Origin of the sequence: Roseomonas aeriglobus, assembly GCA_016937575.1 — a bacterium.
Classification (GTDB): domain Bacteria; phylum Pseudomonadota; class Alphaproteobacteria; order Sphingomonadales; family Sphingomonadaceae; genus Sphingomonas; species Sphingomonas aerigloba.
Map to the genome: position 1 here is coordinate 2803530 of JAFHKN010000002.1, position 14560 is coordinate 2818089.

General features: G+C 66.9%; 14 protein-coding genes. 9 read left to right on the plus strand and 5 right to left on the minus strand.

What is annotated here, in order from left to right; all coding sequences use genetic code 11:
• Positions 1 to 3: 3 nt before the first annotated feature.
• Positions 4 to 411 carry a succinate dehydrogenase, cytochrome b556 subunit gene (sdhC, locus tag JW805_13865; protein ID MBN2973107.1) on the minus strand — a complete coding sequence of 136 codons (408 nt, stop codon included), beginning with the start codon at positions 409 to 411 and terminating at the stop codon, positions 4 to 6.
• A 178-nt stretch (positions 412 to 589) separates the two neighbouring features.
• Between sdhC and JW805_13870 the strand changes: the two genes are divergently transcribed.
• Both JW805_13870 and gyrB read left to right on the plus strand, forming a co-directional pair.
• Positions 590 to 1354: an OmpA family protein gene (locus JW805_13870; protein MBN2973108.1), complete on the plus strand. Its 765-nt coding sequence runs from the start codon at positions 590 to 592 to the stop codon at positions 1352 to 1354.
• Between the two features lie 83 nt (positions 1355 to 1437).
• Positions 1438 to 3927: a DNA topoisomerase (ATP-hydrolyzing) subunit B gene (gene gyrB, locus JW805_13875; GenBank protein ID MBN2973109.1), complete on the plus strand. Its 2490-nt coding sequence runs from the start codon at positions 1438 to 1440 to the stop codon at positions 3925 to 3927.
• A 284-nt stretch (positions 3928 to 4211) separates the two neighbouring features.
• Here gyrB and JW805_13880 read toward each other — a convergent pair whose 3' ends face one another.
• Positions 4212 to 6059 carry a DUF885 family protein gene (locus JW805_13880; protein ID MBN2973110.1) on the minus strand — a complete coding sequence of 616 codons (1848 nt, stop codon included), beginning with the start codon at positions 6057 to 6059 and terminating at the stop codon, positions 4212 to 4214.
• Entirely contained in the window at positions 6056 to 6397 is a 342-nt protein-coding gene (locus JW805_13885; GenBank protein ID MBN2973111.1) for a hypothetical protein, read from the minus strand. Before JW805_13885 ends, JW805_13880 begins: the two co-directional genes overlap by 4 nt.
• A gap of 364 nt (positions 6398 to 6761) precedes the next feature.
• Between JW805_13885 and JW805_13890 the strand changes: the two genes are divergently transcribed.
• Complete coding sequence (locus JW805_13890) at positions 6762 to 6965, plus strand: hypothetical protein (protein ID MBN2973112.1); 204 nt, start codon at positions 6762 to 6764, stop codon at positions 6963 to 6965.
• Complete coding sequence (locus JW805_13895; GenBank protein ID MBN2973113.1) at positions 6965 to 7282, plus strand: HPF/RaiA family ribosome-associated protein; 318 nt, start codon at positions 6965 to 6967, stop codon at positions 7280 to 7282. The genes JW805_13890 and JW805_13895 overlap by 1 nt, the downstream gene beginning before the upstream one ends.
• Before the next feature lie 36 nt (positions 7283 to 7318).
• On the opposite strand, the gene JW805_13900 is transcribed toward JW805_13895, so the two are convergent.
• Positions 7319 to 9118: an SLC13 family permease gene (locus tag JW805_13900; protein ID MBN2973114.1), complete on the minus strand. Its 1800-nt coding sequence runs from the start codon at positions 9116 to 9118 to the stop codon at positions 7319 to 7321.
• Between the two features lie 316 nt (positions 9119 to 9434).
• Here JW805_13900 and JW805_13905 point away from each other — a divergent pair, with 316 nt between their 5' ends.
• Positions 9435 to 10145: a cytochrome c oxidase assembly protein gene (locus JW805_13905; protein ID MBN2973115.1), complete on the plus strand. Its 711-nt coding sequence runs from the start codon at positions 9435 to 9437 to the stop codon at positions 10143 to 10145.
• Positions 10142 to 10633: a CopD family protein gene (locus tag JW805_13910; protein ID MBN2973116.1), complete on the plus strand. Its 492-nt coding sequence runs from the start codon at positions 10142 to 10144 to the stop codon at positions 10631 to 10633. Before JW805_13905 ends, JW805_13910 begins: the two co-directional genes overlap by 4 nt.
• On the opposite strand, the gene JW805_13915 is transcribed toward JW805_13910, so the two are convergent.
• Positions 10603 to 11127, minus strand: coding sequence for a DUF2231 domain-containing protein (locus JW805_13915; protein MBN2973117.1), 525 nt, complete (start codon positions 11125 to 11127; stop codon positions 10603 to 10605). The genes JW805_13910 and JW805_13915 overlap by 31 nt on opposite strands.
• Before the next feature lie 6 nt (positions 11128 to 11133).
• On the opposite strand from JW805_13915, the gene JW805_13920 reads away from it, so the two are divergent.
• The 3 genes from JW805_13920 to JW805_13930 are packed head-to-tail and all read left to right on the plus strand — an operon-like array spanning position 11134 to position 14551.
• Positions 11134 to 11817, plus strand: a complete 684-nt coding sequence (locus tag JW805_13920) for a hypothetical protein (GenBank protein ID MBN2973118.1) — start codon at positions 11134 to 11136, stop codon at positions 11815 to 11817.
• A complete protein-coding gene (ctaD, locus tag JW805_13925; protein ID MBN2973119.1) occupies positions 11814 to 14261 on the plus strand; it encodes a cytochrome c oxidase subunit I in 2448 nt (815 codons plus the stop codon). Before JW805_13920 ends, ctaD begins: the two co-directional genes overlap by 4 nt.
• Positions 14258 to 14551 (plus strand): hypothetical protein, encoded by a 294-nt coding sequence (locus tag JW805_13930; protein ID MBN2973120.1) that lies wholly within the window; start codon positions 14258 to 14260, stop codon positions 14549 to 14551. The genes ctaD and JW805_13930 overlap by 4 nt, the downstream gene beginning before the upstream one ends.
• Positions 14552 to 14560: the final 9 nt, after the last annotated feature.

Here is a 14560-nt window from a genome sequence, read left to right on the forward strand (position 1 = left end):
GTCTCAGCGCCCCAGAACGATATAGGCCCAGAAGGCCGCGGTCGCGACGACCGAGAAGGCGAGCGTGGCCAGTGCCGACTGCTTGTTGCCGCGCAGTTCGAAATTCGCGCCCAGATCCATGAACAGGTGGCGGATGCCGTTGGCCATGTGCTGGAAGAACGCCCAGGTGAGGCCAACGCCCAGCACCCAGCCGACGATGTTCAGCCGACCGTCGGCCAGCGTGAACACGTCGCGGAACGTGGCATAGGCGTCTTCGCCGGCCGCCGCGGCGGCGAGCCACCAGACGAACAGGATCGTGCCGACCGTCGCCATGCCGCTGCCGGTCGCGCGGTGCAGGATCGAGACGAGCATGTGCGGACCCCAGGTATAGATCTGGAGATGCGGGGCCCGGGGGCGGGCGGGTTTGGACACGGTGGCCAAGGATTACGTCCTTCACGTCGCGAAAACGGATTGCCGCACCCCTTGGCGCGGGTGAACGCGGGATGCAAGCGCCTGAACCGTTCCTGTCACGCGGATCAAGCCCCGGTTCAAATGCGTCGGGCCATTTCGGAATCAAGGGAGCGGGGCATTTGTGACAGGAGATGTTCTGATGCGTACCAAGATCATCATGGCCACGCTGGCCGCTGCGGCAACGCTCGCCACCGTACCTGCCGCGACGGCGCAGGATCGCTGGGACTGGGCAGGCGGCCGGCCGGGAACACGCGACTATGCGCTTGCGGGACCGGGTGTCCGCCTGCTGCTGCCGGAACTACGCACTTCGCTACGCGGTCGGGCCTGGGTCGCTCGCAACTTCGACCGCAACCGCGACGGGCTGATCGGCCCGGGCGAGGCACAGCGTGCGAACGAGGTGTTCACCGAGATCGCCGGCGACGGCCGCGGCCGGTTCGACTGGGATGCCCGCGACGCCGGCTGGCGCCGCGCAGGGCCTGCGGTCGGTGCCGGCTGGGACCGCGGCGCGATGCGCGGCTATGGCTTCCGTCAGACCCCGCGCGGCGCGATGATGCGACTTCAGGACGAAGTGCTGTTCGCCACCGACAGCGCGACGCTGCGCCCCGGCGCAGTCGACACGCTGCGCGCACTCGCCGGGTACCTCCGCGCCAATCCCGGCGTCCGCGTCGCCATCGAGGGCCATACCGATTCGCGCGGCACCGATGCGCATAACGACGCTCTGTCGCTGCGCCGCGCCGACGCCGTCCGCATGGCGTTCGACCGGATGGGCGTGACTCGCGCCCGTTTCTCGGTGAAGGGCTTCGGCGAGCGCCAGCCCGTCGCCAGCAACGCGACCGCGGCAGGCATGCGCCAGAACCGCCGGGTGGAGATCACGCTGCTCGGCCGCCGCGCCAACGAGTTCTGAGCGCACGATCGCAGGGCGCCCGGCCGCGATGCCGGGCGCCCATTTCGCTTCCGTTCCGCGAGGCGACTGCCTATATGCTGGGTATGAACGACACGCCTGAAAACACCCCCAACAGCAACGATTACGGCGCCTCCTCGATCAAGGTGCTCAAGGGTCTGGACGCCGTGCGCAAGCGGCCGGGCATGTATATCGGCGATACCGACGACGGGTCGGGCCTGCACCACATGGTGTTCGAAGTCAGCGACAACGCGATCGACGAGGCGCTGGCGGGCCACTGCGACCGCATCGTCATCCAGCTGAACGCCGACGGATCGGTCAGCGTCGAGGACAATGGCCGCGGCATCCCGACCGGTATTCACCCGGAGGAAGGCGTGTCGGCGGCCGAGGTCATCATGACCCAGCTCCACGCCGGGGGTAAGTTCGAGAATACGTCGGACGACAATGCGTACAAGGTGTCGGGCGGCCTCCACGGCGTCGGCGTGTCGGTGGTGAACGCACTCAGCGAATTCCTCGACCTGACGATCTGGCGCGACGGGCAGGAGCATTACATGCGCTTCGCCCATGGCGACGCCGTTGCCCCGCTGAAGGTCGTGGGGCCAGCGCCGGAAGGCAAGAAGGGCACCAAGGTCACCTTCCTCGCCAGCCCGCAGACGTTCAAGATCACCGAATATGATTTCGACAAGCTCGAGCACCGCTACCGCGAGCTCGCCTTTTTGAATTCGGGCGTCCGCCTGTTCCTGCGCGACGCGCGGCACGAAGAGCCGAAGGAAGTCGAGCTGTTCTACGAAGGCGGCATCGCCGCGTTCGTGAAGTGGCTAGATCGCAACAAGACCCCGCTGATGCCCGATCCGGTCGCGATCGCGGGCACCCGCGACGAGGTCACCATCGACGTCGCGCTGGAGTGGAACGACAGCTACTACGAGAACGTCCTGGCGTTCACCAACAACATCCCCCAGCGCGACGGCGGCACGCATATCGCGGCGTTCCGCGCGGCGCTGACGCGCACCATCAACAACTATGCCGACAAGTCGGGGCTGTTGAAGAAGGAAAAGGTCACCCTGACCGGTGACGACATGCGCGAAGGCCTGACCGCCATCGTCAGCGTGAAGCTGCCAGATCCGAAGTTCTCGTCGCAGACCAAGGACAAGCTCGTTTCCTCCGAAGTCCGCCAGCCGCTCGAAAGCCTGATGGCCGACAAGATGGCCGAATGGCTGGAGGAGAACCCGCAGACCGCCCGCGCCATCATTCAGAAGGTGATCGACGCCGCCGCCGCGCGTGAAGCCGCGAAGAAAGCGCGCGAGCTGACCCGGCGCAAGGGCGTGATGGACATCGCCTCCCTCCCCGGCAAGCTCGCCGACTGCCAGGAACGCGATCCCGCCAAGTCCGAACTGTTCCTGGTCGAGGGCGACTCGGCCGGCGGTTCGGCCAAGCAGGGCCGCGACCGGCATTATCAGGCGATCCTGCCCCTGCGCGGCAAGATCCTGAACGTCGAGCGCGCGCGGTTCGACCGCATGCTCTCCAGCCGCGAGATCGGCACGCTCATCCAGGCGATGGGCACCGGCATCGGTCGCGACGACTTCAACCTGGAAAAGCTGCGCTACCACAAGGTCGTCATCATGACCGACGCCGACGTGGACGGCGCGCACATCCGCACGCTGTTGCTGACCTTCTTCTATCGCCAGATGCCCGAGATCATCCAGGCCGGGCACCTCTATATCGCGCAGCCGCCGCTGTATAAGGCGGCGAAGGGCCGGTCGGAGGTGTACCTCAAGGACGATGCGGCGCTCGACCAATATCTGGTCGATGCCGGCGTCGGTCTGATGGTGCTGGAGACGGCGGGCGGCACGCGGTCGGGCGACGATCTGCGCAGCCTGGTCGACCATGCGCGCCGCATGCGCACGCTGATGCGCTTCGTGCCGCGTCGCTACGACGCGAACATCGTCGAAGCGCTGGCGCTGGCCGGCGCGCTCGACCCCGAAGCGTCGCGCGAACAGCGGGCCGAACGGCTCGCCGCGGTCAGCCAGCGGCTCGACCAGACCGACAGCGACGCACGCTGGACCGCCCAGATGTCGGAGGAAGGCGGCTATCACTTCCAACGTATCTGGCGCGGGGTGACCGACCACCACATCATCGAGGTGGCGTTCCTGGGCTCGGCGGAAGGGCGCAAGCTCCATGCGCTGGCGGCCGAGGCGGCGGACAATTACACCACGCTTGCCAAGCTGGTACCGCTGAAGGGCACCACCACGACCGATGATGCGGGCGAGGACGAGGACGCGCCCGTCGCCGCCGCCAAGGGCGAGACTCTGGTGGCCCCCTCGCAGTTGCTCGACGCTGTGTTGTCGGCCGGTCGCAAGGGCCTGAGCATCCAGCGCTACAAGGGATTGGGCGAGATGAACGCCGAACAGCTGTGGGAAACCACGCTCGACCCGGCCAACCGCTCGATGCTGCAGGTGGAGATCGACCAGGCCGACGTGGCCGACGAAATCTTCACGCGCCTGATGGGCGATGTCGTCGAGCCGCGGCGCGAATTCATTCAGGAAAACGCGCTGACGGTAGCGAACCTGGACGTGTGATCGATCGCCCGCGCTCCGGTGGGGTGCGGGCAATGATCCGTCGCGGGGGGAACGGACGACGGCCTGCCGCTTGCTTTGTTGGAATTGATTTGCTCTCGTCACTTCCGGTCGCAAGGCCGTCGCTCTTTGACGCCGTGAACCCCTGTCGCGCCCTCGCCCGGATAGGCGAAAGTGACAAAAGTGACAAAAGTGACAAAAGTGACGAAGGCTGACGAATTGACCGCGGTATCGTAACTTTTGCCGCACCGGCGCCACCGTCGTCGCGGCGGCGCCGACCCGAACCGTTACACCATCCGCGCTTTCACCACGCGCTCCAGCACCGCCAGCGGCATCCCGCCCAGCAGCAGGACCGAATGGAACTGTCGCGGGTCCCACCGGGCGCCCGCCTTCGCCTTGGCCGCGTCGCGCAACTCGACCCATTTGGTGTGGCCGATCTTGTAGCTGGTCGCCTGCCCCGGCCAGACGACATAGCGGTCGATCTCGTTCTGGCTGCGGTTGCGCGCAATGCCGGTCGTCGCCATCAGATAATCGGTCGCCTTCTCCCGGCTCCAGCGCTTGGCGTGCAGCCCGGAGTCGACGACCAGACGTGTCGCGCGGAACAGCAGGGACTGAAGATAGCCGACCTGCCCCAGCGGATCGCCGTCGAACATCCCCATCTCATCGGCCAGCTGCTCCGAATAGAGCGCCCAGCCTTCGCTGTAGCCGCTGAACCCGCTGCGCCGGCGAATGAGCGGGATGTCGTTGCTCTCCAGCGCCGTCATCACCTGCAGGTGATGCCCCGGCACCGCCTCATGATGGCTGAGCGTCGCCAGACCGAACTTCGGTCGGTCGAACGTGTCCTTCAGGTTGATGAAATAGACGCCCGGCCGCGACCCATCGAGCGTGGCGGCCTGATAATAGCCGCCAGGCGCGCCTGCCTCGATCGCGGGCGGCACGCGCCGCGCGACGACCTGCGCCTTCGGAACGTAGCTGAATTGCTCGGGCAGGCGCTTGGCCATCGCCGCGATCTGCGTGTCGAGCAGCGCGACGAGCGCCGCCTTGCCTTCGTCGGTGTTGGGGAAGAGCTGGTCGGGACGCTTGTTCAGTTCGACCAGCCGCGCGCCGACCGTACCTTGCGTCATCCCTTGCGCCTTAAGGATACTGTCGATCCGTGCGCCGATCTCGGCGACCTGCGCCAGGCCCAGGCGGTGGATCTCGTCGCCCGACAGCGGGACGGTGCTCGATGCCTCGGCCAGATGTGCGTACAGCGCATCGCCGTGCGGCAGACGCCAGCAACCAGCGTCGTGCGTGGCCTTTGCGCGCAGCTCTGTCACGAGCGCACGCTGACGGTCGAGCGCCGGGAACACCTCGTTCGCCATGATCGCTTCGGCCTTTTTGCCCAGGTCGGGCGAAAGGCCGGCGGCGGCCAGCTTGGCGACGAAGCCCTTGACCGGCGTCGTGTCCGCCGCCTGCCGGTCGCGCAGCTCGGCGAGCAGCACGACCATGCGGTCGAGGACGAAGTCGGGCGGCGCGACGCCCTTTGCCGCGTCTTCCCGGGCACGGGCGACACTCTGGTCGATCGCTCGCGGGAAACGGGCCAGACGCGCGAGATAGGCGTCGGCGTCCTTCTGCGTCGCGACGCGGTGCTGGCCGTCGAGAAACTCGGGGATCGAGCGATAGGGCCCCGACAGCTGCGACAGGACATAGGGCGAATTGCCCGACCCATAGTCGAACGCTCCGCGCCGGATCGCGAGCTGCAGCTGATAATCGACCACGTCGAAATCGATCTTCGCCGTGTCGGACAGGGTCGCGCGGTCGATGCGACGCAGCGCGGCCTGTTCGGCCCGGCTGCGCGCCAGCGAGCGCGCAGCTGCGCTGCGCGTCTCGTCGCCGAGCTGCGAACGCAACCCTTCCCGCGCGCCGGTGTCGAGCCCTAGCGACGTTGCCTGCTCGGGGCGCTCGGCGAGACGATCGTAGAAGAAACGGTCGAGCAACGCGCGCAAGGCGGCGTCGCCCGAACCGATCCGTTGTGCCTGCGCCGCCACCGTGGCCGGCAGCACTGCCGCCGCGGCGACGGCAGTACCGGTTTTCAGCATCGATCGGCGGTCGATATGCGTTTCCGTCGTCATCGTCTGCGCGCGTCCGTCGATCACTTGATCGCGTCCAGACCGGCCTTCAGCTTTGCCAGCGTATCGGCCGTCAGCAGATCGGGCGCCATCGGCGCCAGCTGGTTGAAGCTCATGCCCTTGAACTGTTCATACGCAGGATGTGCGGCGACACCGGGCAGAACGGCATCGACGGCCGCCTTGGCGCGCGGATCCGCCATCAACGCCTCGACCGGCGTATCGAGCGTGAACTTCGCCGCTGCTGCAGGCGCCGCGTTCGCAGCAGGCGCCGGGGCAGGCGCAGGCGCTGTGTGGCCGGCATGATCCTGCGTCGCCACGGGCGTCGATACGGCAGCGACGGACAGCAGGAAAAGGGCAAACGTCATAGGAACATCCTCACATCGCGTCCCGCCCGGCCCGATGCCGGCAACGCAAGGCCGAACGGTAGCGTGCGGGAAGCAGGTTGCAACCGGCGGTATGTGAGCCGGGGTGCGAGGATGACGCCTCGCATGACGACGCGGGCTAGGGCCGTCGGTTAAGGCCTGCGGACGTCGCGCGCCATGTCGCAACAGTCAGAGCTTGGCCGAACGACCGCCTGGCGCCGGGCGAAATCGGCTGGTCCGCAGTATCGCCGTCGCAACAGACGACTATCCTCGCCGGGTCGGAGGGAGACAATCTCGATCACATAAGTTGGTTGATGAGAGGCGTGGCGCTCGCCGCGCTCGAACCATCAATTGCGGGAGACATCGCATGTCCGACATCGAAGACCAGCAGACAATCGCCGCACGCGCGCTCGACACGAAAATGGCCAACGCCGAGCGACACCATCCCGACACCGACGATCATGCGAACGAAGGTATCGTTTCGACGCCGCACGCCGATCAGGCCCCATCGGGGGCTTTCGATGCCGAAGGGCATCGTCCGGTTCTCGAACGTAGCCGGAAGGTGCGCTGATGCTGGTTCAGATCAACACCGATAATCGGGTCGATGGCCCGCAGGACGTCGCCGACGGCTTCGAGGAACGGGTACGCACCCGACTGTCACGTTTCGGCGATCGACTGACTCGCGTCGAGGTGCATATTCGCGATGCCGATGGACACCGCAATGGGCCGGACGGGATCACGGTCAGCGTCGAAGCCCGTCCCGCCGGCGGCCAGCCGATTACCGTCACCGACACCGGCAACGACCCCGGATCGACGCTCAACGGTGCGCTTCGCAAGGCGGTCGACGCCCTCGAAAGCAGCTTTGGCAAGCTCGACGCGGTCCGCTGATCCGCAACCGGCGCGGCGGCTCGATCGCCGCGCCGGTCACGCGATCAGCAGACGGATCGCGCAACATGTCGCAGCCCCCACCATCAGGTTCATCGGAATGCCGATCTTCAGGAAATCGGCGAACCGATAATCGGCCGCGGCATAGACCATCGTATTCGTCTGATAGCCGATCGGCGTCGCGAAGCTGGCGGACGCAGCGAACATGACAGCGACGATCAGCGGCCGGGGATCGGTGCCCGTGGCGCTGGCGATACCGATCGCGACGGGTGTCATGATGACGGCGACGGCGTTGTTCGTCACCGTTTCGGTCAGGATCGACGTCAGCAGATAGAGCACGGCGATGAGCATCAGCGGCGACAGCGTACGCAGCCACGGCGCCACCCAGGCAACCACCATGTCCACCGTTCCGATCGCCTGCAGGCCGCTGCCGATCGCGAGCATCGCGAAGATCAGGACGAGCACACTGCCGTCGATCGCACTCCACGCCTCCTCCGGATCGATACAGCGCGTAATCAGGACGATGGCGACACCGATGATGGCAAGCGTCGCGACCGGCAGGACGCCAAGCGCGGCCAGCAGCACGACGATCGCCAGCGTCCCGATCGCGATCGGCGCGCGATGACGGCGGAAGCGTCGGACGTGGCTGGTGTCCTGCGCGATCAGATTGGGGTTCTCATGCAGCTCGAGGATCGCCGATTCGCGCGCGGCCACCAGCAACTGGTCCGCTGCGCGAAGTCGCACGCTCCCCAGGTCGGGCCCCGGCAGGTGGCGTGCCCGTCCGATGCCGAGCACGCGCGCGGGCAGGTTGTTGAGGAAGGGAATGTCGCGCAGCGCCCGCCCGAGTGCGGGGTGCGTCGGCGCGATCGTCAGGCCAACCAGCCGCACGTCGGACGCGCGTTCGTCGTCGGCGAGGCGGATGGGATGGCCGACATTCTGCAGACCGACGATCAGTCCATCGCTGCGCGCTAGGTCGTCGATCTCGTTCGCCGAACTCGAAACGATCAGCCGGTCTCCGGTTCGCGGGATAAAATCGGTATCGATCCGACGGATCAGCTCGGTGCCTCGGCGAACGGCGATCAGCTTAATGGTCGCGCGCCTGAGTAGGGGCAGTTCGGACAGCCGCGTGATCGGCCGCACCAGTTCGAGTTCGGTCAGATAAGTTAGATGATGCCGGTCCTCTGCCGGATGATCGGGCCGATCGGGAAGCAGCCGGGGCCCGAGGACGACCATCGTCGCGATGCCGGCCAGCATCGCGGCCAGCCCGACACCGGTAATCTCGAAGATCCCGAAACCCGGCTGTCCGTTCGCCCGCGCGACACCGTCGACCAGCAGGTTCGTCGAGGTGCCGACCAACGTCAGCGTCCCGCCAAGGATCGATAGATAGGACAGCGGGACCAGCAGACGCGTCGCGGCGATCCCCACCGCCTGCCCCAGCCTGCGGACCAGCGGGATCAGGACCATCACGACCGGCGTGTTGTTGATGAAGGCGGGGGCGACCGCAGCTCCGGTGAACATCTCGACGACGGTCTGCCGCGGCTTTCGCGCTGCCCGTCGGACGATCGTGCTCGCCAGCGCCTCGATCGTGCCGGTCCGCACCAAGGCCCCTGACAGGATGAAGAACGCGCCGATCGCGATCGGCGCGGGATTGGCGAAGGCCGCGGTGATCTGGGCAGGCCCGATCCACCCCAGTGCGATCATGAGCGCGGCACCAGCGACCGCGACGGTGACCGGGGGAAACCGCTCCGTCGCAAAGGCGATCAGCAGAAGGACGACGAAGACGAGACCGGCCACGGCGCCGTGCGTCGACAGGAACGATGTCATCGCATCTATACGCATGGGCGTCGCATTCGTACCCGCGGGCGTCCGTACGTCCGCCCGGTCTGCGACTGCACGCGCGATCGCGAACCGCCCTGCCTCTGTACCGCATGCCCTCTGCAACGGGTGCATCGGCGCCGCGTGGGAGAATGGGCACAACCGGCCCGGTACCGGCAAATGGTCCTGATCGGGAACCAGTGCGGCGGTGCAAACACTGTCATTTGGACGCGGCCTGGTCTGCGCTCGTCGGATCGCGAGCTCGGCCAGCGCGAACTTAATTTTGATCAGTGTGGACCCGCCCGGATGAAAATGAGTTTGGAATCGTAAAGGGGACGAAATGATCGACGTGTTCGGCAGCTATTGCGGGACCGCACCCACTGCGTCGACCTGGGCGGCGCGGTGGAACGGCGATCCCGTGCTCGTGGTCGCGTTGCTGGTCTCGGCGGGCGTGATGACAAGGCTTCCGCATGGGCGGCGCACGGCCGGGCTGTCGGCCATCGGCGTTCTGGCCGTGGTGTTCCTGTCGCCGCTGTGCAGTCTGTCGGTTGCCCTGTTCACCGCGCGGACTGTGCATCACCTGCTGTTGATCGGTCTGGCCGCGCCGCTGCTGGCAATCGCCCTGCCCCCACGTGCGTCGATATCGGCCCCGATCGCGCTGGCGCTTGCGACGGTCGTGCTCTGGGTGTGGCATATCCCCGCAGCCTATGACGCCGCGTTGTCGAACAAGGCGGTGTACTGGGTCATGCAGACCACCCTGCTCGCCAGCGCATGGGCCTATTGGGCTGCAGTGCGCCGGGCGGAGCCGCCACTGGCACTGGCGGTCATCGCGGCCGGAGCAGCGCAGATGGGGCTGCTGGGCGCGATCCTGACGTTTGTTTCGCGCCCGCTCTACACCGCGCATTCCTCCACGACGGTCGCCTTCGGCATCGGGCCCGTCGCCGATCAGCAAATGGCCGGCCTGTCGATGTGGGTGCTCGGCCTGATCCCCTACGCCGTCATCGGGGCAACCCTCGCGCGCAACTCCTGGCGACGGATGGCGGCGGCATGATCCTGAGCATCGTGAAGGGGCTGCATATCGCTGCCCTGATCCTGTGGTGCGCAGGGCTGATCGCGCTGCCGCTTGTGCTTGCCAAGCACCGTCGCGGCGAAGCGCAGACGACCTATGCGCGGCTGCGCCTGCTGACCCATGACAGCTACACGATGATCGTCACCCCGGCCGCGGTGATCGCGATCGCGGCGGGCACGGCGCTGATCTACCTGCGCGGGGCGTTCGCGCCGTGGATGTTCGCCAAGCTGGTCGCGGTCGGCCTGCTCGTGTGCCTTCACGCCCTTGTCGGCCACACCGTGGTGCTGATGAGCGAGCGCCGCGGCGACTATGCGCCTCCGCCGGCCGCACCGCTGGTCGTTGGCAGCATCGCCACGATGGTCGTCGTGCTGCTGTTGGTGCTTGCCAAGCCGATCGTCCCCGACATCGCGCCGGCCTGGCTCAAGGCGCCGCAGAACCGTCAGCTTCCGGTCGAAGAGACACCGATTTGATATTCGAACACCAGCTTGCCGCCGTGCCATCCGGTGAACCCGGTGAAGCCGACCGCGAACAGCGAGAGGAGCAGCCCGTAGGGCAGCACCGCTTGCTCATAGCCGGTCAGTCGATACCCCCAGCTGGCGCCCAGGATCGACAACAGCATGACCGCGATCACGAAATGCGTCCAGCTGGCGGAGCGGGCGCGGATGCCTGGGACCAGCAGCAGCTCGACGGTGCCGGCGATTCCGGCGAGCACGCCGAACAGGAAGCCGGCGCCGGCTGCCCACAGCGCGGCGCGCGCCCAGAAGACGTCGCCCGTCCACCAGTAGAGCAGATCGGCACCCAGCGTGCAGGTGGTCAATGCGATAGGGAAGGCCACCAGCATCGCGTGGACAGGGTGGCCCGCGACCGCGATCATCGACTCCGTGCGGTGAAATGCCGGATCCTGCACGACGGGATCGACGAGCCGGGTTTCGGCGGCACCTTCGCGAGCGGCATCGGTCTTCATGGGTACATGCGTCTCCCAGCCGGGGCAGGCCGCGCCGGCGTGTGCGCGACAACGCTCGTCCTGCTGTCGGGTTGCAGCGGCGAACTCTCGACGATCGATCCGGCCGGTCCCTATGCCCGCTCGGTCGCGACGATGTGGTGGGTGATGCTTGGCGGGGCGACGCTCCTCGCCGGGCTGGTCTTTGTGCTGCTCGCACTCGCGTTCCGGCGGCGTGGCGGTGAGCGGCGCAGCGCCTCGCCGCGATTATGGGTCGGCGCGCTGGGCCTGACGATGCCCGCGGTCGTGCTGCTCGCGCTGGTCGCCTATGCGCTTACGGTCGGCATCGGCACCTTGCCGACGGCGGACGCACGTGCCGTGGAAATTGGCGTGACCGCGCGGCAATATGCCTGGGACGTCGTCCATCCCGGCGGCGTCCGCACCGAAAACGTACTGCACATTCCGGCCCGCCGCCCCGTCGACCTGGTCATCACATCGACGGACGTGATCCACAGCGTCTGGATCCCGCGGCTGGCGGGCAAGATGGATGCGATCCCCGGCCATACCAACCGGTTGCGCGTGATCGCCGACAGGCCCGGCACCTATCGCGGGGAGTGCGCCGAATATTGTGGTGTCGGTCACAAGGATCACGGCTTCATCGTCGTCGCGCACGACGCCGCCGGCTGGACGGCGTTCACAGGGGGCCGGCAATGAGCGCGCTGAAACTCCACTACCAGTTGCACGCGATCTGGCGAACCGAGCCCGGCTGGCGCGGCCATCTGCGATCGGTCAATCACAGCGACATGGGCAAGCGCTTCATCGTCGCGGCCTTCGTGTTCTTTGCGATCGGCGGCGTGCTGGCGATGCTGATCCGCGCCCAGCTGGCGACGCCGCGCAGCGCCTTCGTCGGCCCTGAAGTCTACAACCAGCTCTTCACGATGCACGGCAGCATCATGATGTTCCTATTCGCCATCCCCATGTTCGAGGGGCTGACGATGTACCTGTTGCCCAAGATGCTGGGCAGCCGGGATCTCGCCCTTCCGCGGCTGTCGGCGCTCGGCTGGTGGTGCTATCTGTTCGGCGGCACCATCATCATCGTCGCGATGCTTGCCGGTGTCGCGCCAGATGCGGGCTGGTTCCTGTACCCGCCGTTGTCCGGGAAGACCTATACCCCCGGCATCAATTCCGACGTCTGGCTGCTGGGCATTACGTTCGTCGAAATCTCGGCCATGTGCGCCGCGATCGAGATCACGGTGACGATCCTGAAGTTGCGCGCGGCGGGCATGTCGCTGGACAAGATGCCCATCTTCGCCTGGTATATGCTCGCGACCGCAGGAATGATGGTATTCGGCTTTCCGCCGCTCATCCTCGGCTCGATCCTGCTGGAGGTGGAACGCGCATTCGGCTGGCCGTTCTACACGCCCGAACTCGGCGGGTCCCCGCTCCTGTGGCAGCATCTGTTCTGGCTGTTCGGCCATCCGGAAGTGTACATCATCTTCCTGCCCGCCGCGGGCGCGGTTTCGACGATCCTGCCGGTGATGGCGCGCACGCGGCTGCTCGCCCACGGCGCGATCGTGGCGGCGATTATGGCGCTAGCGTTTCTGAGCTTCGGCCTGTGGGTCCACCACATGTTCACGACCGGCATTCCGCACATGGCGCTGGGCTTTTTCTCCGCCGCCTCCGCGCTCGTCGCGGTGCCGACCGCCGTGCAGGTCTTCGCCTGGATCGGCACGCTGTGGCAGGGGCGGCCGGACCTGAAGCTCCCGATGCTGTACCTGATCGGCTTCTTCATCGTGTTCGTCATCGGCGGGCTGACCGGTGTGATGCTGGCGATGGTCCCGTTCGACGCGCAGGCGCACGATACTGCCTTCGTGACGGCGCACCTCCACTATGTCCTGGTCGGCGGGTTCGTCTTTCCGATGCTTGCCGCCGCCTATTACTGGCTGCCGCACATCACCGGGCGCGAGCGGGTCCTGCAGGTGGGCGAAGCGGCGTTCTGGCTGATCTTCATCGGCTTCAACATGACGTTCTTCCTGATGCACCTGACCGGCCTGCTCGGCATGCCGCGACGCATCGACACCTATCCGGAGGAGATGGGATGGACCTGGCTCAACCTGCTGTCGTCGGTCGGCGCCTTCCTGCAGGCGTTCGGCTTCGCGCTGGTGGTGATCGACGTGCTGCTGCAAATCCGGCTCGGTCGCATGCATCGTCGCAATCCCTGGCGCGCGACCACGCTCGAATGGGCGATGCCGATCCCCTCCCCGACCTATAATTTCGCCAGCCTGCCCGTCGTCGCCAGCCGCGATCCGTTGGCCGACGACCCCGACCTGGGCGTCGCGCTCGCGCGTGGCGATGGCCTGCTGGCGAACGGACGTTCCGGATGGCGAGAGACCATCGCTGTCGACATGACCAGCGGCACGCCCGAACATGTCGCGATCCTGCCGGGAAATAGCTGGTGGCCGATTCTGACGGCGGCGATGCTCGGCGGCTTTTTCCTGGCGATGCTCGCCGGACTATATGTCGTCGCGCCGGTGTTCGTCGTCGCCGTCGTCGGGCTTGGCTGGTGCTGGGCGTGGAGCAACGGCATCCGCATCGACGTCGGCCCGGTTCCTATCGGCAACGGCCTGTCGCTGCCGACGAGTTTCGAAGCGGTCAGGACCACCGGCTGGTGGGGCAGTGTGTTCGCGCTGTGCGCCAGCGCGACGCTCTTTACCGCACTGATCTTCGGCTATGTGTTCCTATGGACGATCGCGCCGAACTGGCCGCCACCGGCGCTGATCGCGCCATCGCTAGCAGGGCCGCTGCTAGGCGTTGCCGGCGCCGCAGCGGCGGTCGTCGGTAGCCGCAGCGGGCGAAGAACCTTGGGTCTCGCCGGACAGTTGGCGATCGTCGCGGCGATGGTGTGGCTGCTCGCCGCTGCTCCCAGCCCGTCGAGTCACGCCTATGGCGCGACGAGTGCAATGCTCGCCGCCTACGCGATCTTTCACGCCGCGCTCGCCGCGATCATGTATGCGTTTCTGATTGCGCGCGCCCGCGCCGGCTTCCACTCGCAGGCGCGCGATGGCGAAACGCGGATCGTCCGGTTGTGGAGCGATCACGCCGCGGGTGCCGGCATCGCCGTCATCGCGCTCCTCGCGCTGCCCGGATGGCTGGCATGAGGGTGCTGCTGCGCCTTTCGGCCGGCCTGATCGGCTGGACGGTCGCCTTCTGCCTGATCTACGCGTTGCACGGCCTGGGGTGCGCAGGCGCCTGGGACGCGAGCCGCTTTCGCTGGGCGATGCTGGTGGCGTGGGGCATCTCGATCGCCGCGACGCTGGGCGTTGCCCTCTGGCTGACTCGCCGCCGCCGGACGGGCCTCGACCGGGCCGCCGCGGCGCTGGGCTGGGTCGGCCTCGCTGCGACCATCATCACCTTTATCCCCATCGCGATCGTGCCCGCCTGCGCCTGAACCCGGAGG